The organism is Lacrimispora amygdalina (assembly GCF_900205965.1).
Classification (GTDB): Bacteria; Bacillota; Clostridia; order Lachnospirales; family Lachnospiraceae; genus Lacrimispora; species Lacrimispora amygdalina_A.
Window position 1 is genome coordinate 104,915 of the sequence record NZ_OAOF01000008.1, and the last position, 23,163, is coordinate 128,077.

Annotated in this window: 21 protein-coding genes; 20 read left to right on the forward strand and 1 reads right to left on the reverse strand. The window is 45.2% G+C overall.

The features are described from left to right. Positions 1-27 precede the first annotated feature (27 nt). The 20 genes from opp1B (at position 28) to CRO04_RS12765 (ending at position 22,323) form a co-directional block, all read left to right on the forward strand. Positions 28-969, forward strand: a complete 942-nt coding sequence (gene opp1B, locus CRO04_RS12670; protein ID WP_097004617.1) for a nickel/cobalt ABC transporter permease — start codon at positions 28-30, stop codon at positions 967-969. Between the two features lies 1 nt (position 970). Then, positions 971-1,795: a nickel/cobalt ABC transporter permease gene (opp1C, locus tag CRO04_RS12675; protein ID WP_097004618.1), complete on the forward strand. Its 825-nt coding sequence runs from the start codon at positions 971-973 to the stop codon at positions 1,793-1,795. Beyond that, on the forward strand, positions 1,795-2,625 hold the full coding sequence (locus CRO04_RS12680; protein WP_097004619.1) for an ABC transporter ATP-binding protein: 831 nt from the start codon (positions 1,795-1,797) through the stop codon (positions 2,623-2,625). The genes opp1C and CRO04_RS12680 overlap by 1 nt, the downstream gene beginning before the upstream one ends. Continuing rightward, positions 2,622-3,407 carry an ABC transporter ATP-binding protein gene (locus tag CRO04_RS12685; RefSeq protein ID WP_097004620.1) on the forward strand — a complete coding sequence of 262 codons (786 nt, stop codon included), beginning with the start codon at positions 2,622-2,624 and terminating at the stop codon, positions 3,405-3,407. Before CRO04_RS12680 ends, CRO04_RS12685 begins: the two co-directional genes overlap by 4 nt. A gap of 17 nt (positions 3,408-3,424) precedes the next feature. Next, complete coding sequence (locus tag CRO04_RS12690; RefSeq protein WP_097004621.1) at positions 3,425-4,384, forward strand: M14 family metallopeptidase; 960 nt, start codon at positions 3,425-3,427, stop codon at positions 4,382-4,384. A gap of 50 nt (positions 4,385-4,434) precedes the next feature. Continuing rightward, the gene (locus tag CRO04_RS12695) at positions 4,435-6,642 is read left to right on the forward strand and encodes a DNA topoisomerase III (RefSeq protein ID WP_097004622.1); all 2,208 of its coding nucleotides are present in this window, start codon (positions 4,435-4,437) and stop codon (positions 6,640-6,642) included. 165 nt (positions 6,643-6,807) lie between these two features. After that, entirely contained in the window at positions 6,808-7,782 is a 975-nt protein-coding gene (locus CRO04_RS12700; protein WP_097004623.1) for a LacI family DNA-binding transcriptional regulator, read from the forward strand. Positions 7,783-7,833: 51 nt separating this feature from the next. Next, complete coding sequence (locus CRO04_RS12705) at positions 7,834-8,949, forward strand: phosphate/phosphite/phosphonate ABC transporter substrate-binding protein (protein ID WP_097004624.1); 1,116 nt, start codon at positions 7,834-7,836, stop codon at positions 8,947-8,949. A gap of 81 nt (positions 8,950-9,030) precedes the next feature. Then, positions 9,031-9,789: a phosphonate ABC transporter ATP-binding protein gene (gene phnC, locus CRO04_RS12710; RefSeq protein WP_097004625.1), complete on the forward strand. Its 759-nt coding sequence runs from the start codon at positions 9,031-9,033 to the stop codon at positions 9,787-9,789. After that, positions 9,786-10,607 (forward strand): phosphonate ABC transporter, permease protein PhnE, encoded by an 822-nt coding sequence (phnE, locus tag CRO04_RS12715; RefSeq protein ID WP_097004626.1) that lies wholly within the window; start codon positions 9,786-9,788, stop codon positions 10,605-10,607. Before phnC ends, phnE (CRO04_RS12715) begins: the two co-directional genes overlap by 4 nt. A gap of 10 nt (positions 10,608-10,617) precedes the next feature. Further along, positions 10,618-11,427, forward strand: a complete 810-nt coding sequence (gene phnE, locus CRO04_RS12720; protein ID WP_097004627.1) for a phosphonate ABC transporter, permease protein PhnE — start codon at positions 10,618-10,620, stop codon at positions 11,425-11,427. Positions 11,428-11,431: 4 nt separating this feature from the next. Beyond that, a complete protein-coding gene (locus CRO04_RS12725; RefSeq protein WP_097004628.1) occupies positions 11,432-12,961 on the forward strand; it encodes a bifunctional metallophosphatase/5'-nucleotidase in 1,530 nt (509 codons plus the stop codon). Positions 12,962-13,365: 404 nt separating this feature from the next. Beyond that, a complete protein-coding gene (locus tag CRO04_RS12730; protein ID WP_097004629.1) occupies positions 13,366-15,030 on the forward strand; it encodes a carbon starvation protein A in 1,665 nt (554 codons plus the stop codon). A gap of 170 nt (positions 15,031-15,200) precedes the next feature. Continuing rightward, entirely contained in the window at positions 15,201-16,436 is a 1,236-nt protein-coding gene (locus CRO04_RS12735; RefSeq protein ID WP_097004630.1) for an ammonium transporter, read from the forward strand. A gap of 18 nt (positions 16,437-16,454) precedes the next feature. Then, positions 16,455-16,796 carry a P-II family nitrogen regulator gene (locus CRO04_RS12740; RefSeq protein ID WP_097004631.1) on the forward strand — a complete coding sequence of 114 codons (342 nt, stop codon included), beginning with the start codon at positions 16,455-16,457 and terminating at the stop codon, positions 16,794-16,796. A 165-nt stretch (positions 16,797-16,961) separates the two neighbouring features. Beyond that, positions 16,962-17,366, forward strand: a complete 405-nt coding sequence (locus tag CRO04_RS12745; RefSeq protein WP_097004632.1) for a LytR/AlgR family response regulator transcription factor — start codon at positions 16,962-16,964, stop codon at positions 17,364-17,366. A 113-nt stretch (positions 17,367-17,479) separates the two neighbouring features. Then, positions 17,480-19,540, forward strand: a complete 2,061-nt coding sequence (locus CRO04_RS12750) for a DHH family phosphoesterase (protein WP_097004633.1) — start codon at positions 17,480-17,482, stop codon at positions 19,538-19,540. Next, positions 19,540-19,986, forward strand: coding sequence for a 50S ribosomal protein L9 (gene rplI / locus CRO04_RS12755; protein WP_097004634.1), 447 nt, complete (start codon positions 19,540-19,542; stop codon positions 19,984-19,986). Before CRO04_RS12750 ends, rplI begins: the two co-directional genes overlap by 1 nt. An 11-nt stretch (positions 19,987-19,997) precedes the next feature. Beyond that, positions 19,998-21,332, forward strand: a complete 1,335-nt coding sequence (dnaB, locus tag CRO04_RS12760) for a replicative DNA helicase (protein WP_097004635.1) — start codon at positions 19,998-20,000, stop codon at positions 21,330-21,332. A gap of 331 nt (positions 21,333-21,663) precedes the next feature. Further along, positions 21,664-22,323 (forward strand): helix-turn-helix domain-containing protein, encoded by a 660-nt coding sequence (locus tag CRO04_RS12765; RefSeq protein ID WP_097004636.1) that lies wholly within the window; start codon positions 21,664-21,666, stop codon positions 22,321-22,323. 105 nt (positions 22,324-22,428) lie between these two features. Here CRO04_RS12765 and CRO04_RS12770 read toward each other — a convergent pair whose 3' ends face one another. Then, complete coding sequence (locus CRO04_RS12770) at positions 22,429-23,139, reverse strand: gamma-glutamyl-gamma-aminobutyrate hydrolase family protein (protein ID WP_097004637.1); 711 nt, start codon at positions 23,137-23,139, stop codon at positions 22,429-22,431. Positions 23,140-23,163 lie beyond the last annotated feature (24 nt).

Here is a 23,163-nt window from a genome sequence, read left to right on the forward strand (position 1 = left end):
CGTCCAGGCTAAGATGGAGGCTGTATTATGAAGTTCTATATTGTGAAACGAATCCTGTCAGCGATTCCCCTGCTGCTCATGATTTCATTTTTGTGCTTTGTGTTTATAAATATGATTCCTTCCGACCCGGCAGAGGTGGCATTAAGAGTCCGCCAGACACCGGTTATTACGGAAGATGCCATTTTGCAGGTCAGGGAAGAACTGGGGTTAAATGACCCCTATCTGGTCCGGTACCTGCGCTGGGTGGGGAACTGTCTGAAGCTGGATTTCGGTGTAAGCTATACCAATCCTTCCAGAACAGTTCTGGGAGAGATTTCCAGATGTTTTCCGGCAACCTTTTTACTTGCCATGTCTTCTCTGGTGATCGTAATCGTTTTAAGTCTCCCCATCGGTTTCTTTTGTGCCGTCTATAAGGACAGCCTGTTTGACCGGATCGTGCGGGGGATTGTATTTATGACAACTGCTATGCCGGCGTACTGGGTAGGGCTTCTTTTGATCTGGCTCATCAGTATTAAGTGGGATCTGCTTCCTACCAGCGGAAGCGGTACCATAAAGCACTTGATTCTGCCTTCCCTTACAGTAGCGCTTACCTATATTTCCACTTACATAAGGCTGATCCGCAACAACATGCTGGAAAATATGAAAGAGGATTACGTTTTGTATGCCAATGTAAGGGGGTTAAAGCAAAGCACCATTCTGGTAAGGCATATTTTAAAGAACTCCCTTCATACCTGTATTGTGGCAATCGGAATGAGCGTACCCCAGCTGATGGCCGGAACCATTGTAGTGGAAAATGTTTTCGCATGGCCCGGGCTTGGAAAGCTGTGCATTGCGTCCATATTCAACCGGGATTATCCGGTAATTCAGACCTATGTGCTTTTAATCGGAACACTGTTTGTGGTATTTAACCTTTTGTTTGATATCATTCAAAGCATTGCTGATCCAAGACTTCGAAGGGAGGTATCCTAAGATGTGGAATCGCTTTCTTAAAAATAAAATGGCAGTGATCATGATGGGATTTCTTGCTGCCATAGCTTTAGCCGGTGTATTTGCTCCACTTCTGTCTCCCAATGATCCTTATGCAAATGATATTTTAAATAAATTTGCAGGCTTCAGTCTTAAATATCCGTTAGGAACCGATCAGCTTGGGCGTTGCATTCTCTCCAGAATGATATATGGTATCCGGCCTACTCTGTTTTTATCTCTTCTGACCATGACAGGGACAATCGGGCTTGGCTGTATCCTGGGACTTTCAGCCGGATATTTCAGAGGACCGGTGGAAGAAATTATCATGAGAGCGGTGGATGTGATGATGTCATTTCCCAGTCAGATCATGGTATTTGCCGTAGTGGCTCTTTTAGGAGTGGATGTGCGCAATGTAATAATTGCCAATGTGCTGATTAAATGGGCATGGTACGCCAGAATGATCCGGACCAATGTTATGAAATACAGGGATAAAAATTTCGTTCTGTTTTCCAGATGTGTCGGAAGCGGGGAACCGTTTATTCTCTTTCGCCATCTGCTTCCCAGCATTGCATCGGAAATGGCGGTTCTGGCGACCCTGGATATCGGCTGGGCCATTTTAAATATCTCCACTCTTTCTTTTTTGGGGCTTGGCGTTCAGGCACCTACGCCGGAATGGGGAGCAATGCTTAACGAAGCAAAGAATGTTATGACAACCAATCCGGTCCAGATGATCGCACCTGGTCTTGCCATTGTTATTGTAGTGGCTGCTTTTAACTTACTGGGAGATGCCCTGCGGGATGCCCTGGATCCGAAGGAGGTGGAAGTTTAATGGAACCTGTATTAGAAGTAAAAAACCTGATGGTGGAGCTTCGCAGGAAGAATCGGATACAACCCATTATTGAGGGCATTGATTTTAAAGTGTTTCCGGGACAGTGCCTGGGGATTCTCGGAGAGAGCGGCAGCGGAAAGAGTATGAGCCTAAAAGCGGTTATGGGGCTTTTAGGGGCTGACTTTTCAGTAACAGGAGAAGCACTTTTTCAGGGAGAGAATTTAATTGGTAAGACAAAGGAACAGCTTCGCCGGATCAGAGGGAAAAGGGTTGCCATGATTCTGCAAAATCCCATGACCTGCTTTGATCCCTTATACCGGATTGAAGACCAGCTGTCAGAAACCTACAGAGAGCATACGGAGCTGACTAAGAAGGAAATATACGAAAAATCGCTGACAGTTCTTACCGCTATGCAGATAAAAAATCCGGAAGAGGCTGTTAAAAAATATCCCCATCAGCTGAGCGGCGGCATGCTTCAGCGGATTATGATCGGCCTTGCCATGTCCATGGAGCCTGATCTCTTAATCGCTGACGAGCCGACTACCGCCATTGATGCCATTACCCAGTTTGAAATCATGAAAGAGTTTATCCGGATTAAAAAAGAGTCTGATACAGCCATGATCTTTATCAGTCACGATCTTGGAGTGATCTCTGCAGTCTCAGATGAGGTTCTTGTGCTGAACAGGGGGAAAATGGCAGATAAGGGGACCTTCCGGCAGATTTATGAGCAGCCGAAGGACCCTTATACCCGGCTTCTGGTAGAAAAAAAGAAAGCGGTTATGGATCAGTATCACAGAGCCCTGGGAAGGAAAGGAGTGATAAGCCAATGATAAAAGCAGAACATATTGACGTCAGCTTTAAAAAAGAGAATCAGACAACCCTGTTTGGCAGGGAACGGCAGCAGGTACTTTTTGATATATCCTTTGAGGTGAGAAAAGGGCAGTGCCTGGGGATTCTGGGTGAGAGCGGGAGCGGAAAAAGTACTCTGGGTAGAGTTTTATGCGGACTTTTAAAGCCTGATAAAGGAAATGTCCGCTTTGAGGGAGCCAAAAAGGCGGTGATCAGCGTCGTGTTTCAGGATTACACCACTTCGGCAAATCCCAGATTCACAGTAAAAAGCCTGATCGGTGAAGGGCTGATGGCAAGAGAAAAACGGGAGAAAAAAGCGTTGGACCGCAGGAAAGAGACCAGTCAGCTTTTAAAACTGGTGGGACTTGATGAAAGTTATCTGCAGCGGCTTCCCCATGAACTCAGCGGAGGTCAGCTCCAGCGTGTCTGCATTGCCAGGGCACTGGCTGTAAATCCGGAAGTGATTTTGTTTGACGAAGCCATCAGCTCCTTAGATGCTCACACGCAGGTTCAGATCATGGATCTGTTAAAGCAGATACAAAAGGAAAAAGGGCTGACCTACATTTTCATCACCCACGACTTAACCTCAGTCACCTATCTATGCAGCCATGTACTGTTTCTTTACAAGGGAAGAGTGGTGGAAATAAAAGAGACGGAATCCATCAGCGAGGCAAGTCATCCTTACGCGGTGAAACTGCTGAATGCGATTCTTGACGTAGAGGAAACAGATGAGCCGAAGGTCCCAGACCAGGCTGTTTCATAGAGGGAGAGGAGATATAAATGATTCAGATAGGAACTATGAAGCTGGAGTCCGGAAAACGGGTCCAGGGAATGCTTCAAGTAGTAAATCATGATTTGGAACTGCCCGTCTGTGCAGTATGTGGCAGGAGAGAGGGACCTGTAGTACTTATTACAGCCGGGATACATGGAGCGGAATACATCGGGATACAGACAGCCAGAGAGCTGTCAAAGGAGCTGGATCCGGAAAAAATCAGCGGAACCATTGTGTTTCTTCTTGTGGCAAATCCCCAGGCTGCATTTACCTATACCCGTCTTTTTGTCCCGGAAGACGGGAAAAATTTAAACCGGGCATTTCCGGGAAAAAAGGATGGAAGCCTTTCCCAAAAGATCGCGTATACCATAGAGCATGAGCTGCACAGCCAGGCAGACTATTACATAGACCTTCACGCAGGAGATACCCACGAGCAGGTAATGCCTTTTGTATATTATCCCGGCGCAGCGAATGAGGAAGTCATGGATAAATCCAGTAAAATGGCTGAGGCTACAGGTATGGAAATCCGTGTAAAATCTTCTGCAACCACTGGTTCGTATAGTTACGCAGCAATGGAAGGAGTCCCTTCAATCCTTATAGAGCGGGGAGGAGGCGGAAGTTTTACAAAAGATCAGCTTGCTTCCTATAAAAAGAATGTGGTAAATGTTCTTTCCTGTCTGGGTGTTATAAGCGCCAGCCAGGAGACAGAAAAAGAAAATTCCCAGAAAGAAGTTATAAATGCTGTTTACACGGATTCTATTGCAGAAGGCTTCTGGCATCCCACCAGGCAGCCCGGTGAACGGTTCTTACAGGGAGATTTACTGGGAGCGGTAGAAGATGTGTGGGGAACCTCTCTTCAGCTGTGTCATGCTGAATTTGACGGAATCGTTTTATATGAGACGACAGCCATGGGAGTAAGTATAGGAGATTCCCTGATTGCCTATGGGGAATGCCGCCAGTTGTCATAATCCATTCAATGAGCTATAATAAAGACAGAAATGCAATTTGGAGGAATAGAATGAAATCTTTAATTATAGCAGAAAAGCCGTCAGTCGCCCGGGACATTGCCCGGGTGCTTCATTGCACAAAGAATCAGGGAGGTGTTCTGGAAGGAAATGCCTATGTGATTACCTGGGGATTAGGCCATCTGGTTACGCTGGCAGACCCGGAGGATTACGACCCTAAATATAAAGAATGGAAGATGGAAGATCTTCCCATGATGCCGGATCAGTTTAAGCTTGAGGTAATCAGGCAGACCGGAAAGCAGTACAGCGTGGTGAAAAAGCAGATTCACAGAAGTGATGTGGGGGAAATCATCATTGCAACCGATGCGGGACGGGAAGGGGAGCTGGTAGCCCGTCTGATTCTTGAAAAAGCAGGAAATAAAAAGCCAATTAAACGGCTTTGGATCTCTTCTGTTACAGATAAAGCTATAAAAGAGGGCTTTGCCCGATTAAAGAACGGTCACGAATACGACAATCTCTACGATGCAGCCATGTGCCGTGCAGAAGCAGACTGGCTGGTGGGAATCAATGCCACCAGAGCGCTGACCTGCAAATACAATGCACAGTTAAGCTGTGGAAGGGTTCAGACCCCAACTTTAGCCATGATTGCAAGACGAGAGGAAGAAATTAAAAGCTTTGTACCGAAGTCTTATTACGGCATAACTGCAAAGGCTTCCCAACCGGCGCTGACGTTTATCTGGCGGGATGAAAAGTCGAAAAGTTACCGCTCTTTTGACCGTGAGCGGCTGGAAGGGCTGTTAAAGCAGATGAATTCCGGTAAGGAAGGAATTATTACTGAGGTAAAAAGTACTCCGAAAAAAAGTTTTGCCCCCCAGCTGTATGATTTAACAGAGCTTCAGAGGGAGGCAAACCGGAAGTTTAATTATTCCGCGAAAGAGACCCTGAATATTATGCAGAGACTGTATGAGAATCATAAAGTACTTACGTACCCAAGAACAGATTCCCGGTATTTGAGCTCCGATATCGTCCCCTCTATCAAAGAGAGACTGGAGGCCTGCGGAGTGGGACCGTACAGAAAGCTGGCAGGGAAATTATATAACGTAAAGATTGAGGCCAGACCATATTTTGTAGATGATAAGAAAGTATCGGATCATCATGCAATTATTCCCACGGAACAGTTTGTCCAGCTGGATCATATGACTGTTGACGAGAGAAGGGTTTATGATCTGGTAGTGAGAAGATTTCTGGCAGTCTTATACCCTCCATTTGAGTATGAGCAGACTGAGCTTGAGATGAAGATGGGAGAGGAAACTCTCGTTGCAAGAGGAAAGACGGTAAAGGCACCAGGCTGGAAAGAAGTCTATGAAACTCAGGACGAAGATGAGGAGGAAGAGGCGGAAGTAAAAGAGCAGAATCTTCCTTCTGTGAAGAAGGGGGATCCGGTAAAAGGAATTACCCTGCTTCTGACGGAAGGAAAGACTAAGCCGCCGGCTCCATTTAATGAAGCAACTCTCCTATCTGCCATGGAAAACCCTGTATCCTATCTTGAGACAAAGGACCGGGATATGGCAAAAACCCTGGGAGAAACCGGCGGTCTTGGGACCGTGGCAACCCGGGCGGATATCATAGAGAAGCTCTTTTCCAGTTTTCTTCTTGAGAAAAGGGGAAAAGATATTTTTCTGACATCAAAGGCAAAGCAGCTTCTGACTCTGGTTCCGGAGGATTTAAAAAAGCCCGAGCTCACGGCTGACTGGGAGATGAAGCTGTCTGCTATTGCAGCCGGAAAACTAAAGAGAGGTTCCTTTATGAAGGATATCAGACTGTATTCAGAGGAATTAATTCAGATGATCAAGTCTGGGGAAGGAAGCTATCGCCACGATAATTTAACCAATACCAAATGTCCGGTCTGCGGGAAGCGAATGCTTTCTGTGAAAGGAAAAAACAGTGAGATGTTAGTCTGTCAGGACCGGGAATGCGGACACCGGGAAGTGATTTCGAGAACCAGTAACGCCAGATGCCCGGTCTGCCACAAAAAGCTGGAGCTGAAAGGAAAAGGGGACGGACAGATTTTTGTCTGCAGATGCGGATATAAGGAAAAGCTGTCTGCCTTTAAAGACCGTCGTGCCAAAGAAGGTGCCGGAGTCTCCAAAAAGGATGTGGCTAAATACATGAACAAGCAGAATAAAGAGGCAGCGGAACCGATCAATTCTCCTTTTGCAGCTGCGTTTGCAAAGCTGAATTTAGACGGAGAAAAAGACTGACAGGGCTGACGAAATGCCGGAAGGAAACTTAACTTTCTTTCCGGTATTTCTAATTATGAAAAGTTTTTTTCATACTTTGGTAAAAGTTTAGTAAAATTTTACTTTACTTATTGACGGTGACATGGAGTGTTATTATAATGAGTTTGAAAGGTGAGGATATAGATTATGGCTACAATTAAAGAGATTTCAAAGCTTGCGGGTGTTTCGGCTGCTGCAGTGTCCCGGGTGTTGAACCAGGACGATACCATTGCGGTGAGCCCGGAGGTAAAAAAGAGGATATTTAAAATTGCCCACGAATTAAAATATGTCCCACCCAGAATGCGTCACGCGCAGAAAAAGAAAGAGATTGTCATAGGAGTGGCTGACTGGCATATTATCCGCAAGGACAGGACCAACATCAGGCTTTCCTCCCTGGACCTAATTGTAAAGTCCATGTCAGGGAAACAGGAAGTCAGATTTTGCCGTCTTGATAAGAATCAGCCGGGCCAGTATGACGGGATTATGGCTTTCGGTGTTTTTTCCCGGGAAGAGATGGAGTTTTTAAGAATGCAGAGTTATTCCATTGTATTCATTAACTCAGATCCCAAGAATTATGAGTATGACAGCATTGTAATGGATTTTACAAAGGGAATCTGTGAGATGCTTGATTATCTTATGGTGCGGAAAAAGTACCGCTCTGTCGGGTTTATAGGCGGTCTTTATGAGGAAGGCCAGGTGAAAATCGGCTACCGGAGACTGGAGGGAATCCGGGCTTCCTTTACGGAGAGCGGCTATTATGAAGAAGATAATTTCTACATAGGAGACATCAGCCGGGAAAGCGGCTATGAGCTGGCTAAGAAAGCCATTTTAACGGGTCATCTGCCGGAAGCGGTTCTTTTAGGCAGTGAAGAAGTTGCAGAAGGAGCTTTGGAGGCATTTCAGGATGCAGGACTTCGTGTGCCGAAAGACATTGCTGTGGTCATCTATAAGGACATTGAGACGATTGAGTCCAAATGGCCCACCTATACCAAAGTCCGTATGTTTCCTGATATTGTATGGCAGACTGCCATCAAGCTTTTGCTGGAACAGATTACAGAAGGCCGGAAAGACAATATGACAATTTATCTTCCCACCAAGCTGGAGGTGGGAGACAGCGCGTAATGCCTCATGATCCCAAGAAAAACCGATGAATCACACGAAAAGGAGAGCAGTATGAAAAAATCAGTTTCTGTATTAATGGCAGCAGCACTCTGTGCATCTATGATCGGCGGATGCTCTGGCGCAGGAAAGACCGGAGCTCCGGCAGAGACAACCCAAACAGGGACAGAGAGCGCTTCATCTGCAGCAGGAGCTACAACTGCAGCGGAGACAAAAGCAGAGAATAAGAAGATTGACAAGCTGAATGTTTATTTTGTACCTTCCAGAGAGCCGGAGGAGATCGTTACCGCTACGGAGCCTTTAAAAGGTCTGTTAAAGACAGAGCTGGGCAAAGAGGGATATGATATCGGCGAAGTGGTAATTACTGTAGGAACCAGCTATGAAGCAGTAGGAGAAGCTCTTTCTGCAGGCACCGCAGACATCGGTTTTATTCCAGGAGGCACTTACGCACTTTATGATGACGGCGCTGAGGTGATTCTTACTGCAACCAGAGACGGACTGAGCAAGAATTCCGATAATGCTAAGGAATGGAATGACGGCAAGCCAACTGAGGCGACGACAGAACAGGCAACCTCTTACCGTTCACTGATTATTGCAGGACCTTCTGAAAAGGGAAAAGAGCTTGCAGCAAAGATTAACAGCGGTAAAGCGCTGACCTTTGAAGATTTAGACGGAGCAAACTGGAGCGTTATGTCTTCTTCCTCATCAGCAGGATACATTTACCCGTCCTTATGGCTTCAGAAGAACTTTGAGAAGAACATTTTAAACCTCTCCCATGCCGTTCAATCCGATTCTTACGGCAGCGCGTTTGCAAGACTGGCTTCCGGTCAGGTAGATGTTTTATGTACCTATGCGGATGCACGCAGGGATTACGAGGAGAAATGGAAATCTGAATACGGCAGAAGCGGTTCTATCTGGGAAGAGACCAATGTCATTGGTGTAACCCCTCCAATCTTTAATGATACAGTCAGTGTAAGCAAGACTTCCAAGATGATGGATGACAGTTTCAAAAAAGCGGTTCAGACAGCAATGATCAATATCGGTAATACAGACGAAGGCAAGAAAGTCATTGCAATCTACAGCCACAAGGGATACCAGGCAGCCAAGAGTTCCGATTATGATGATGAACGTGCGGCTCAGAAGATGATCAAGGAATTAAATGCAAAATAAATAATATAAAACAGGCTGCGGAGGCGTCGTAAACGGAAGGAAAGCGGCGCCTCCGTTTTTTACTGGGAAATGAGGGTATGTATGATTGAATTTAATCAGGTGGGCAAAACCTATTCCAACGGCTTTCAGGCTTTAAAAGACATTAACTTAAAGATTGAGCAGGGAGAATTTGTAGCCATAATCGGATTATCCGGTGCGGGGAAATCCACTCTATTAAGAACGATTAACCGCATGCATGACATCACGGAAGGGTCTCTTACTGTAGATGGAGTCAATGTCATGGGCTTAAAAGGTATGGCGCTTCGCCGCTTCCGCCGCAGAATCGGTATGATCTTCCAGTCTTTTAATCTGGTAACAAGAACCCGGGTGATCAATAATGTTCTCATGTCAAAGGTACCGGATCTTCCGTTTTTTAAGGCACTTTTTGGTATCTTTCCAAAGAAGGATAAACTGGAAGCACTAGAGGCACTTGATAAGGTAGGAATCTTAGATAAGGCGTTCGTCCGTGCGGACCAGCTCTCCGGCGGCCAGCAGCAGAGAGTGGCTCTTGCCAGAACACTGGCACAGAATCCACAGATTATTCTGGCAGACGAGCCTGTGGCTTCCCTAGATCCGGTTACGGCGAAACAGGTAATGGGAGATTTTTTAAGGATCAATAAGGAGATGAACATTACTATACTCTTAAATATTCATCATGTGGATTTAGCCCTTCAGTATGCAGGCCGGGTGGTGGGAATCCGGGCAGGAAGGATCGTCTATGACGGACCGGCATCGGATGTAACCCAGGAAATTCTTGATGAGATTTATGAAGGGAAAACAGAAGAGGAGGAAGCAGGATGAGTATTTATGACAAGGTATTTCCGCCGAAGAAAATGGTGCTTTCAAACGGAAAAACAGTCTTAAAGCCAGCCTCCAGACTGCCTCTTATTACATTGATTCTGGTTTTCTTAACTGCCCTTTCCGTTAAAATCACAGGGTTTGATTTAGGCGTTTTACGGGAACGGGGAGGTCAGTTTTTTGTGATTCTTGGTATGATGGCTCCTCCGGAATTAAGCTACAGCGCCCAAGTCTGGAAACCTTTGTTTGATACCTTAAAGATGTCACTTCTTGGCACTTTCATCGGTGCCGTGACTGTCATCCCCTTTGCCATGGCGGCATCTACCAATATTGTAAAAAATAACGCAGCAGTGGGAATTGTGAGGTTATTTTTAAGTGTTGTAAGAACGCTTCCAACGCTTGTTACAGCTTTGATAGCTACTTATGTGTTTGGACTGGGGACTCTGGCCGGAACGACAGCCATCGCCGTATTCACATTTGCATACATGGGAAAGATCCTTTATGAAGAGATTGAGACAGCCGATATGGGGGCATTTGAGGCAATGGAAGCCATCGGAGCCACAAAGGTCCGGGCATTCGTGCGGGCGATTATTCCCCAGGTACTCCCATCTTACATATCAAATGGTTTGTTTTGCTTTGAGGGAAATGTCCGTTATGCCGCCATTCTTGGATATGTGGGAGCAGGCGGTCTGGGGCTTATTTTAAATGAAAAACTGGGCTGGAGAGAGTATCCCAGTGTAGGTATGATTCTGATCATGCTGTTTGTTACTGTATTTTTCATAGAGACGGTGAGCCGTTACTGCCGCCGGAAACTGGTATAGGAGGTGGCATATGAACAAACAGATTGAAAAGGCCTATGACGAGCGTCCCAGAAATACCGTATACCAGGTTACTGTTTCTGTCATTGTGCTTGCACTGCTTATCTGGTCCGGGTCAGCAGTGGATGTCTCCAAAACAGGACTTTCCGGAGTACAGATTGCCGGAAATATTTTAAGCGGTATTTTTCACCCGGAGCCAAAGCTTTTATTTAATTTTACAGCGCAGGGAGTTCCGTATCTTCTTTTAGAAACTGTCTGTATTGCCTTTCTGGGAACGATTGCAGGAGCGTTTCTGGCAATTCCCTTATCATTTTTATCCGCCTCTAATTTGATGCCTGCGCCCATTGCCTATGTTACCCGTCTGTTTATTATGGCAGTTCGGACCATTCCTGCATTTGTATATGGACTGATGTTTATCCGTGTCAGCGGGCCGGGAGCATTTACAGGATTATTAACCATGTCTGTCTGTTCTATTGGAATGGTTTCTAAGATGTACATAGAGGCAATCGAGGATCTGGATACCAGAATTTTAGAATCCTTAGATGCCTGCGGCTGCAATACCTTTCAAAAGATCCGTTACGGAATCCTTCCTCAGCTGATTCCCAACTTTGCATCAACGGTAATATACCGGTTTGATATTAACTTAAGAGATGCAACCGTTCTTGGTCTGGTCGGAGCGGGAGGAATCGGTGCACCCTTAATCTTTGCCATGAACTCCTATCGGTGGAATGAAGCAGGGGCAATTCTGGTAGGACTTATTCTTCTGGTACTGATTGTGGAATACATATCCACCAGGATCAGGGTGAAGCTGGCAAGGGGGTAAGTAATTGAAAAAAAGAGCAAAAATTTATTATACATCAGATGTTCATGGATATCTGTTCCCAACTGGTTATGGGGATAAAGAAGAACGCCCCATGGGACTTTTGAACTGTATATCCAATTTTGATAAAGATGGGAATACGCTGATTTTTGATGGGGGAGACACCATATCCGGCTCCCCCATGGCGTCTTTTCTTACAGAGCGTGCAGGTGATCTGCTGCAAAGGGAGCCGTTGGCAGAGGTGTACAATGCGGCTGGATATGACGCAGTCGTTCCAGGAAACCATGATTTTAATTTTGGCTATGACCGGCTCGCCCACTATATGGGAAAGCTGAACGGTGTCTGTCTTTGTGCCAATGCAAAAGATTTAAAGGGAGAGACAGGAATTGTATCCAGTCATATCTTTACACTGGAAAACGGGCTTCGCCTAGGGGTCAGCGGTATTGTTACCGACTATGTAAATATATGGGAGAACCCTGCACATCTGGAACAGATACGGATTACCGATGCATTTGAGGCTGCAAAGGAAGAGCTTTTGCGGTTAAAAAAGGAATCTGATATGACAGTCTGTATCTATCATGGCGGTTACGAAAGTGATCTGGAAACGGGGGCAGTACTGACAACAGGCAGTGAAAACATCGGATACCGGATATTAAAAGAACTTGATTATGATGTCTTGTTAACCGCCCATCAGCATATGACGGTGAGGGGGAGAGACTGTTTTGGCACCCATACGCTGCAGCTGGCAGCCAATGCCATTCAGTATGCATGCATTGAGATCCTGTATGAGGAGGGTGTATGCGCGGTTACTTCTACCATTATGCCGGCAGGTTCCTGCCATAACCGGGAACCATATGAATCTCTGCTTCCGTTAGAAGAGCAGGTGCAGAAGTGGCTGGATCTTGAAATTGGGAGCTTAAAGGAAGCCATTCCACAAAAAGGGAAACTTGAGATGGCTCTTAAGGGCAGTGGAGTGGCAGATTTTTTTAATCAGATTCAGATGGTATATACGGGTGCCGATATTTCCTGTATTGGTCTGGGCAATAATCCCATCGCCCTGCCTGCCCGCGTCACCATGCGGGATCTGATAAGAGTCTATCCATTTTCCAACACTCTGGTGGTTCTGGAAGTTACTGAGAATATTTTAAAGCAGGCACTGGAACGCTGCGCGCAATATTTCACGGTGAAGGATGGAAAGATTGAGATTTCGGAGGTTTTTTTAAAGCCGAAGGTGGAGCATTATAATTATGATTATTTTTCCGGAATTGAATATGAGGTTGATTTGAGAAAACCGGTGGGGGAACGGGTGGTAAAGATCCTATTTGAGGGAAAACCAATTCAGGGAAGGAAGCTGAAATTGTGCATGAGTGATTATCGTGCCAGCGGAACCGGAGGTTATGAGGTCTACAGGCAGTGTCCGGTACTTAAACGGTTTGGTACAGAGGTTCCGCAGCTGGCTCTGGAGTATTTAAAAAATCATCCTGGTGCAGAAGTTGTCCCAAATGGCGGGCTTGTTTTATATAACTGCAGGTTATAAAAGGCATCAATATTCGATATAAGCTTATTGAGAATAGATATTGAATTAATCACGTTAAAGTGGTAAACTCCATTTCAAGAAGTATATACGAAAAAATGATGACTGGGACACAGTCTGATTCCGCACATTCCTTTACAGAGAGCAGTCCGTCAGATGGAAAGGGCGCAAAGGAAGGAGCAGGCCATCACCCAGGAGTTCCTGGCTGAAAGACCTCCCGACAGGAGGATTAATTAAGTGAGGACGGGTCTTTCCGTTAGCAAAGAGCTGCTGCCCGACAGGCGGCGGATTGAAGCGGCTGCATTTTGCGGCAAACAGAGTGGTAACGCGGATTGGTTCATTCGTCTCTGCATCTTTTGATGCAGGGACGTTTTTCGGTATTTGGGACAAATGGAAGGAGAGATTCTATGAATGGTTTAACAATGATGCTTCTCGCAATTATTTTCCTGGGAGGAGCCTACTTAATCTATGGAAGATACCTCGCAAAGACCTGGGGAATTGACCCGGAGGCGAAGACGCCGGCTTTTGAACTGGAAGACGGGGTGGATTATGTTCCCGCTGATACCAATGTGGTTTTTGGTCACCAGTTTGCTTCCATAGCAGGGGCAGGTCCCATTAACGGACCGATCCAGGCGGCTATGTTTGGCTGGCTTCCTGTTTTACTCTGGATTTTGCTGGGTGGAGTCTTTTTTGGCGCGGTACAGGATTTTTCTTCAATGTACGCTTCTGTAAAGAACAAGGGGCGTTCCATTGGCTATATTATTGAACTTTACATAGGGAGAACAGGAAAGAGACTGTTTCTTCTATTTACCTGGCTGTTTTCCATACTGGTAGTGGCGGCATTTGCTGATATTGTGGCAGGAACTTTTAATGGTTTTACTGCTGAGGGAGCACCTGTGGCTGCCAATGGAGCGGTTGCAGCCACCTCCATGCTGTTTATCATATCCGCCGTATTTCTGGGCTTTTTCTTAAAGTTCAGCAGCTTTGGGAAAATGATCAACACGCTGACTGCGATCGGACTCCTGGTATTGTGTGTGGGTGTGGGACTACTTTTTCCAATCTATATTTCCCAGAAAGTCTGGCTGATATTTGTATTTGTTTACGTAATTATAGCTTGTGTGACTCCGGTATGGGCATTGCTTCAGCCCAGGGATTATTTAAACAGTTATCTTCTTATTGCGATGATTTTAGGATCTGTCATAGGAATTGCAGTGTATAATCCTTCCATGAATTTACCATCCTTTACTGGTTTTAAGCTGGTAAATGCAGGTGGAAGCGTATCCTATCTGTTTCCAACGCTTTTTGTTACCATTGCCTGCGGCGCGGTTTCCGGATTTCATTCTCTGGTGGCCTCCGGGACAGCATCCAAACAAATTAAGAATGAAAAGAGTATGCTTCCGGTATCTTTTGGCGCTATGCTGTTAGAAAGCCTGCTGGCCATTGCTGCCCTGATTGCGGCAGGTTTTGTAGCCACAAAAGAGGGGCTTCCTGCCGGAACTCCTCCACAGCTTTTTGCAAAGGCGATTGCAGTCTTTTTAACAACACTTGGACTTCCGGAAGCATTATGTTATACACTTATCACATTGTCAATCTCTGCATTTGCCATGACAAGTCTTGATTCGGTTGCACGTGTGGGGCGGATTGCATTTCAGGAGTTTTTTGCCGACGATACTCCGGAAGCGGAGAGAAGTTCATGGAACAGGGTCCTGACCAATAAATATTTTGCAACAATTATAACGCTGATTTTATGCTATACATTATCCAGAGCCGGTTACAGCAGCATCTGGCCGTTGTTTGGTTCTGCAAATCAGCTCCTGTCAGCTCTTGCATTAATTGCATGTGCCGTCTTTTTAAAGAAAACAAACCGGAAGGGTTTCATGCTCTGGGGTCCTATGATCATCATGCTTGGAGTGACGTTTACTGCTTTGGGATTAAAGATAAAAGACTTAGTTGTGGCATTGTCCGGCAGTTTTTTGTTTGGCAATGCACTTCAGCTGGCTTTTGCAGTGCTTCTTCTTCTCCTGGGTGTCGTGGTTGCTATAGAGGGATTAAAAAAATTAGCAGCTTCATAAAAATACCAATTCAATTTAAATAATTTACTTGACAAAACTAAAATCATGTATTAGTCTAGCAATGTAATTTATAAACTTAACTTAAAGGCAAAGAAGCCATAATCAGTGCAGAGACGCACAGGATTATGGCTTAATTTTTTTGCGCAAAATCAGAAGAAGAGGTGTTTTTTATGGATCACGGAGATATTTCATGGATGCTGATCAGTTCCGCTCTCGTTTTACTTATGACCCCCGGACTGGCATTCTTTTATGGGGGGATGGTAAAACGGAAAAGTGTAGTAAATATGATAATGTCTTCTGCTATTATGATGGGAATTGGTTCGGTAATGTGGGTATTGGTAGGTTTTTCTCTGTCATTCAGCGGAGATATCGGTGGTGTGATAGGGAATCTCAGCTGGTTTGGTCTCAACTTTGATACCCTGACGGATGTAACCTATTCTTCTCCCAATACACTGATTTTTGCAATCTTTCAAATGATGTTTGCAGTAATAGCTCCTGCGTTAATAACCGGTGCGGTGGCAGAACGTATGAAGTTTTCTTCGCTGGTTATTTTTATGGTACTGTGGTCTTTGATCATTTACTATCCCCTGGCACATATGGTATGGGGAGGCGGATTCTTATATCAAATCGGATCTGTGGATTTTGCAGGCGGAGATGTGGTACATATCAGCTCCGGTGTGAGCGCACTGGTTCTTTCTGTTATACTTGGGAAACGTAAGAATCTGGGAAAAGCCCCCTATCACCCCCACAATGTTCCGTTTGTTTTTCTGGGTGCAGCCCTATTATGGTTCGGCTGGTTTGGTTTTAACGGGGGAAGTGCACTGGGAGCCAATGCACTGGCAGGCCATGCGTTTATGACTACCAATACAGCGGCAGCTTCTGCCATGCTTTCCTGGACTCTGATTGAGGTCATGAAAAATGGGAAACCTACCCTGGTAGGAACTTCAACCGGGCTTGTAATCGGCCTTGTTGCAATTACACCAGGGGCCGGATATGTTCCGGTATGGGCTTCTGTTATTATCGGGGCACTTGTCAGCCCTATCTGCTATTTCTTTATCAGCAGGGTGAAACCAAGATTTCAATATGATGATGCTCTTGATGTTTTCGGCTGTCACGGAATCGGCGGAATCTGGGGAGGAATTGCAACCGGAATTTTTGCCAGTAATCAGATCAATCCGGATCTGCCATTTAACGGTCTGGTATATGGAGACATTCAGCTGTTCCTCCGCCAGATTGCGGCAATTGCAATTACTATTGTGATCGCAGCAGTGGGAACCATGATTGCAGCAGGAGTTGCTTCTGCGGTAACAAAGGGAATGAAGGTTTCCGGCAGAGCCGAAATGATAGGACTTGACACCTCAGAACATGGGGAAACTGCTTATCCTGCATTTAATGGAATGGATTAATTAAAGGGGGATTATATCATGAAAAAAATAGAAGCATTTATCCGGCCTGAAAAGCTTGAAGATATAAAAGAAATTATGGAAGAACTGAAATTAAACGGATTAAGTATTATGCAGGTTATGGGCTGCGGAAACCAGAAGGGCTGGACGGAATTTGTCCGGGGTGCAGAGGTGGATTATAATTTCCTGACCAAAATAAAAATAGAGCTGTTTGTGGCGGACAATCAGGCAGAGCCTGTAATTGCTGCAATCATGAAGAGAGCGTATACCGGTGAATACGGTGACGGCAAGATCTTCATCTCCGACATACAGGATGCAGTCCGGATCCGAACCGGAGAACGGGGAGAAGATGCAATTAAATAGAATTTGAAATAAGACAGCAAAGCCAGATACACCGGTTTTGCTGTCTTATTTTTGTTAGAAACATTTTTTTATGGGAATGAATAGAATAGATCGGGTGTATGCCCATTGAAATATAAGAAAATTGTCGTTATAATAAATATATTTGAAAGAATCAGCGGAGGAGTTATGAACATCAGGGTGGTAGTTGTAGATAATTCAGAAGAACTATTAGTAAAACTCACAGGAATTTTAAAAGGCATGAGTGAGATAGAGCTGTGCGGCAGCTTTCCGGAAGCCATTGCTGCCATGCAGTATATCAGGGAGAATCCGGTTGATCTTGTATTTTCTGATATTGTTATGCCGGATATCAGCGGAATTACGCTGGCTTCCAAACTGTACGAACTTCCGGACCCGCCGGAGGTGGTGCTTTTATCAGGAATCCCGGGATTTTCACTGGAAGCATTTAAAATCCACGTATTTTCTTTTGTTGTAAAGCCTTATACAAGAGCTCAGATCAGCAAAGTGATACAGTTATATAAAGAGAAACGTTTATCCGGTGAAGCTTCCGGTCTGAGTGAAAGAATGAGTTAATCCGGTATCTTCCTGATATTCCCTGTTTTTGCTTTTTAATGGACGAACCCTGTATCCTATGTTATAATAAGAAGATAGCGAAAAAAGAACCTTTTTTCCATAAGGAGTCGAATATGAAAGAGAAGTTTAAAATAAAGGGACAGCTGGGGATCTATATGCAATGGCCTCTTTACTTAACCGGGCTTTTAATTGCTGCCAATGCAGTGATCGGCGCAGTCAGCACAAAGGCAGGCATTATTATGGCCCTGTTTACGCTGATCTACGCAGGAATCGCATTCTGGCTTTCTTTTTATAGAAGAAGACGTCTGTTAAGCGGTCTTGTGGAATTCTCAGCGGAGTATTCCTGGATGCAGAAGCAGCTTCTGAATGATCTTGAGATTCCGTACGCGATCGCAGATGAAGGAGGCAGAATTCTCTGGGGGAATGAAGCATTTTCCGCTGTTCTGGGGGAAGAAAAGCATATCAGGGCAACCGGAAAGAACTTAACCATTCTGTTTCCTGAGATCACAAAAGAGGTACTTAATCTGGGAGACGGGGCTGCCGCACTCCACGGTACATGCAATGACAGGAAGTATAAGATTTCATTGAAAGCGGTTCATATGAGGGATGCCTCAGAACTGATGGGTGATACGACTGGCAGAGATCATGTCGAACAGATGCTGCTGGCAGTTTATTTATTTGATGAAACAGAAATTCTCAAATACAAACAGATGGTAGATGACCAGAAGATGGTGGCAGGTCTTATTTACCTTGACAATTACGATGAAGCGCTGGAAAGCGTGGAGGAGGTACGGCGCTCTCTGCTTACCGCTCTCATAGACCGTAAGATTACAAAATACATTGCAGGCATGAACGGAATTGTGAAAAAGCTGGAAAAGGATAAGTACTTCTTTGCCATCAAGCAGTGTTACATTGCAGAACTGAAAGAAAACCGTTTCTCCATTCTGGAAGAGGTAAAGACAGTCAATATCGGAAACGAGATGTCAGTGACATTAAGCATCGGTCTTGGAATGAATGGAGAAAGCTATTATAAGAATTACGATTATGCCAGAATTGCCATTGATATGGCACTTGGGCGCGGAGGCGACCAGGCAGTGGTAAAAGACGGAGAGCGGATTCAGTATTTTGGCGGAAAAGCGCCTCAGGTTGAGAAAACCACCCGTGTCAAGGCGCGTGTCAAGGCTCATGCACTTCGGGAGCTGATGGAAACCAAGGACCGTATCTTAATTATGGGTCACCGTATGACGGATATTGATTCCTTTGGTGCTGCAGTAGGAATCTACCGGATTGCTACCGCCATGGATAAAAAGGCGAATATTGTAATCAATGAAGTAACCACCTTCGTCCGACCCATGAAGGACCGCTTTATGGGGAATTCAGATTATCCGGAGGATCTGTTTTTAAAAGGTGATGAAGCGGCAGCGCTGGTAGACGCCAATACACTGCTTGTGGTAGTTGACGTAAACAGACCCAGTATTACCGATGAGCCACAGCTGCTGCGTCTGGTAAAAACTATAGTGGTACTGGATCACCACAGACAGAGCAGTGAGATCATTGACAATGCTGTTTTATCCTATGTGGAACCATATGCATCCTCTGCCTGTGAGATGGTAGCGGAGGTGCTTCAGTACATTGCAGACGGAATAAAGGTTAAATCAGCGGAGGCAGATGCTCTTTATGCCGGAATCGTCGTTGATACCCATAATTTCACCAATCAGACAGGTGTGAGAACCTTTGAAGCAGCAGCATTTCTCAGGAGGAACGGTGCTGATGTGGTTCGGGTAAGGAAGCTGTTCCGTGACAATCTGGACGATTACAGGGCAAAAGCGGAAGCAGTCAGAGAAGCTGAGATATTTGAAGGAAGCTTTGCTATCAGCCTATGTCCCTCTGAGGGGATTGACAGCCCTACCGTAGTAGGGGCACAGGCGGCCAACGAGCTCCTTGATATATCAGGGATCAAAGCCTCTGTAGTTATGACAGAGTATAACGATACAGTTTATTTAAGCGCCCGTTCCATTGACGAGGTCAATGTTCAGGTGATGATGGAGAAGCTTGGCGGCGGCGGACACAGATCCATAGCAGGTGCCCAGCTTGCCGGTGTAAGCATAGAAGAAGCAAGAAACCAGATAAAAGCGGTTATTAGAGAGATGATAGAGAAGGGAGACATATCATAATGGAAGTTGTATTATTAGAAGATGTAAAAGCACTTGGGAAAAAGGGACAGATCGTCAAGGTAAATGACGGATATGCAAGGAATTTTATTCTCCCGAAGAAACTGGGAATAGAAGCTACCACAAAGAATCTAAATGACTTAAAGCTTCAGAAAGCCAATGAAGCAAGGATTGCGGCAGAGCAGTTAGAAGCAGCAAAGGAGCTTGCAAAGAAGATAGAGGAATCATCAATTACCGTTACAATACGTGCAGGAGAAGGCGGAAGGGCATTTGGTTCCGTATCAGGCAAAGAGATCGCCCAGGTGATATCCAGCCAGTTAGGATTAGATATTGATAAGAAGAAACTGGTACTTCCGGAGCCGTTAAAGACCTTTGGAACCCATGAAGTTCCCATTAAGCTGCACAAGGATGTAACTGCAAAATTAGATGTTAAGGTATTAGAAAGCTAGGAGGCACAGGTATGGATGAGGCCCTGATCAAACGGATCCTTCCTCACAGCATTGAGGCAGAGCAGTCCGTCATCGGATCCATGCTGATGGATCGGGATGCGATCATTGCTGCTTCCGAGATCGTTACAGCAGGAGATTTTTATCAGCACCAGTATGGCGTCATGTTTGAAGCCATGCTGGAGCTTTTTAATGAGAATCTGCCGGTGGACTTAATCACCCTGCAGAATCGCTTAAAGGAAAAAGATGTACCTCCCGAGGTGTCCAGTCTGGAATTTGTCAGAGACATTATTACAACGGTTCCCACCTCCGCTAATGTAAAGTCCTATGCTAAGATTGTGCGGGACAAGGCAGTATTAAGGCGTCTGATTAAGATAAACGAGGAAATAGCCAACACCTGTTATGCGGGAAAGGAACCGCTTGAGAATATTCTGGCGTCTACGGAGAAGACGATATTTGACTTGCTGCAGAACCGGAATTCCGGAGATTTCGTTCCCATCCGTCAGGTTGCCATGAACGTACTGGAAAAGATTGAGGAAGCATCGAAGAATCAGGGAACCGTAACAGGAATTCCTACTGGTTTTATTGATCTGGACTATAAGACTTCCGGTCTTCAGCCCTCTGACTTTGTTCTGATTGCCGCCCGTCCCTCTATGGGAAAGACGGCTTTCGTTCTGAACCTGGTTGACCACATTGCTGTTAAAAAGGGGCTGCCCGCCATGGTTTTCAGTCTGGAGATGTCAAAAGAGCAGCTGGTAAACCGTATGTTAGCCATGGAGTCCAATGTTGACTCCCAGAAGTTAAGAACCGGAACCTTATCCGACAGTGACTGGGATGCGGTGGTGGAAGGAATCGGAGTAATCGGAAATTCCAAGTTAATCATTGATGACACCCCTGGTATTTCCATTATGGAGCTACGGTCAAGGTGCAGGAAGATGAAGCTGGAATATGGGTTAAGTATTGTAATTATCGACTACTTACAGTTGATGAGCGGAAGCGGAAAGAGCGGCGAAAACCGTCAGCAGGAGATATCCGAGATATCCCGGTCATTAAAAGCCCTAGCAAGAGAGCTGAGTGCGCCTGTAATCGCATTATCCCAGCTAAGCCGTGCCTGTGAGACAAGGCAGGATCACCGTCCCATGCTGTCGGATTTAAGAGAGTCAGGAGCGATCGAGCAGGATGCCGATGTGGTAATGTTTTTGTATCGAGATGATTATTATAATAAGGATACTGATATGCCGAATATTGCGGAGGTTATTATTGCCAAGCAGAGAAACGGTCCGATCGGAACCGTGAATCTGGTTTGGAGACCGGAGTATACGAAGTTTGCAAACATGGCCCGGCAATGAGCAGGATAGAAAAAGGGGGAGGTCCACCCTCAGAAACAAATTCATTTGTTTCTGAGGGTGGACCTCCCCCTTTTTCTATGGAGCGAACGCTCCCCATCTGGTAGAAAAATTGTTTCACAATTTTTCTACCAGATGGCTTCTGCGGATTCCCGTCCTCCCATTCCATTCTTTATATCTTTATTATTTTAATCCTTTATCTTTAATCTTTAATCTTTAATCCCCCCCCTTAAAAATTTTTTTCAACATCTTATTCATAATCCGTATCATACCCGCATATGATATAAATAGTAAGGTTATGAAAACTAAACGAACCAAAGGAGAGGATATAGCTATGGCTGAGATACATTACTTAATATCGGATGCATCAAAAAAGGTTGATGTAGAATCCCATGTCCTTAGATACTGGGAGGACGAGCTAGAACTAAATATTCCCAGGAATGAGATGGGACACCGGTATTACACCGAAGCACACATCCGTTTATTCAGGCAGATCAAGGACTTAAAGGAAAAGGGATATCAGTTAAAAGCCATTAAGACAGCGCTTGAAAAAATCATTGGGGACGGAAAGGATCCGGTTATACCTGATGAATTGTTGGAGGGGCAGATGACCCAGGAATTAAAAGACAGCGGACTTGCCGGACAAGACGGTGAGGCGGGCCTGGAGGTACATAACACAGCACAGGTCTCTATTGCACAGGGAAAGATGGAACAGTTTCAGGAAATTATGAATCATATCATTGGACGTGCTTTGGAGTTAAATAATGAGCAGTTGAGCCAGGATGTCAGCAGTCTGGTCAATGACAAGGTTATTAAGGAGATGGAATACTTAATGAACCTGAAAGAGGAAAAAGAAGAAGAGCGTTACAAACAGCTGGACGAGCTTATGCGGACCTATCAAAAAGATAACAAAGGCCGTGCAGAAGCAGCAGCATCTAAAATCCCCTTCTTTAACCGCAAGAAGAAGTTTGGTCGAAACGGAAAAAAGTTATAGCATACTCTCACTTTCAGATAAAAGAGTCCAAAAGAGGCTCAGGCAAAAAATCCGCAGCTGCCACTGAAAGTGTAAACTGCGGATTTTTTTAAACTTATTCGATTCTCAGCAGGCAGCTTCTATAAATTTCTTAAAAAGCCGAAACGCTTCCCCATTATTTTCCCAAAGATACTCCGGATGCCACTGGACCCCCACAAAGAAGGGATAACCAGGCATTTCCAAAGCTTCAATCAAATGATCCGGAGAGTAAGCCGATGCTTTAAGCCCCTGTCCTAACTCCTTCACAGCCTGATGATGCATGCTGTTGACTCTCAGTGTATCCGCACCAGAAATCTTATGCAGCAGTGTCCCCTGTGTCAGAGAAACCGTATGGCTGGGCATATGATATGCAAAAGGCTGGGAATGAGCAATAGGAAAATCCGGTTTTGTCATAGAAAAGATATCCTGCCAGATGGTACCGCCCATTGCTATGTTCAGCACCTGAATGCCTCTGCATATTCCAAGAACCGGCTTTTTTCTCTCCAGAATCAGTGGAAGCAGAGAAATCTCCATCCGGTCTCTCGCCTCCGAAACATTGCCGCAGTGTGCCTGTGTTTCCTCACCGAAAAGAAATGGATGAACATCCGGACCGCCGGTGAACACAAATCCGTCCAGTTCATCAGCCAGCCGTATCCAATCTTCCTCATCCGCTTCCAGCGGCATAACAACAGGAATCCCTCCAGCCGCCTTTAACGCCCGTAAATAAGTAGGTCTCATCTTAATATCATTATTATCTGTATCGTGAACAGGTGTTAATCCTATCAGCGGTTTTTTCATATAAACTTCCTTTCAGAAATAACG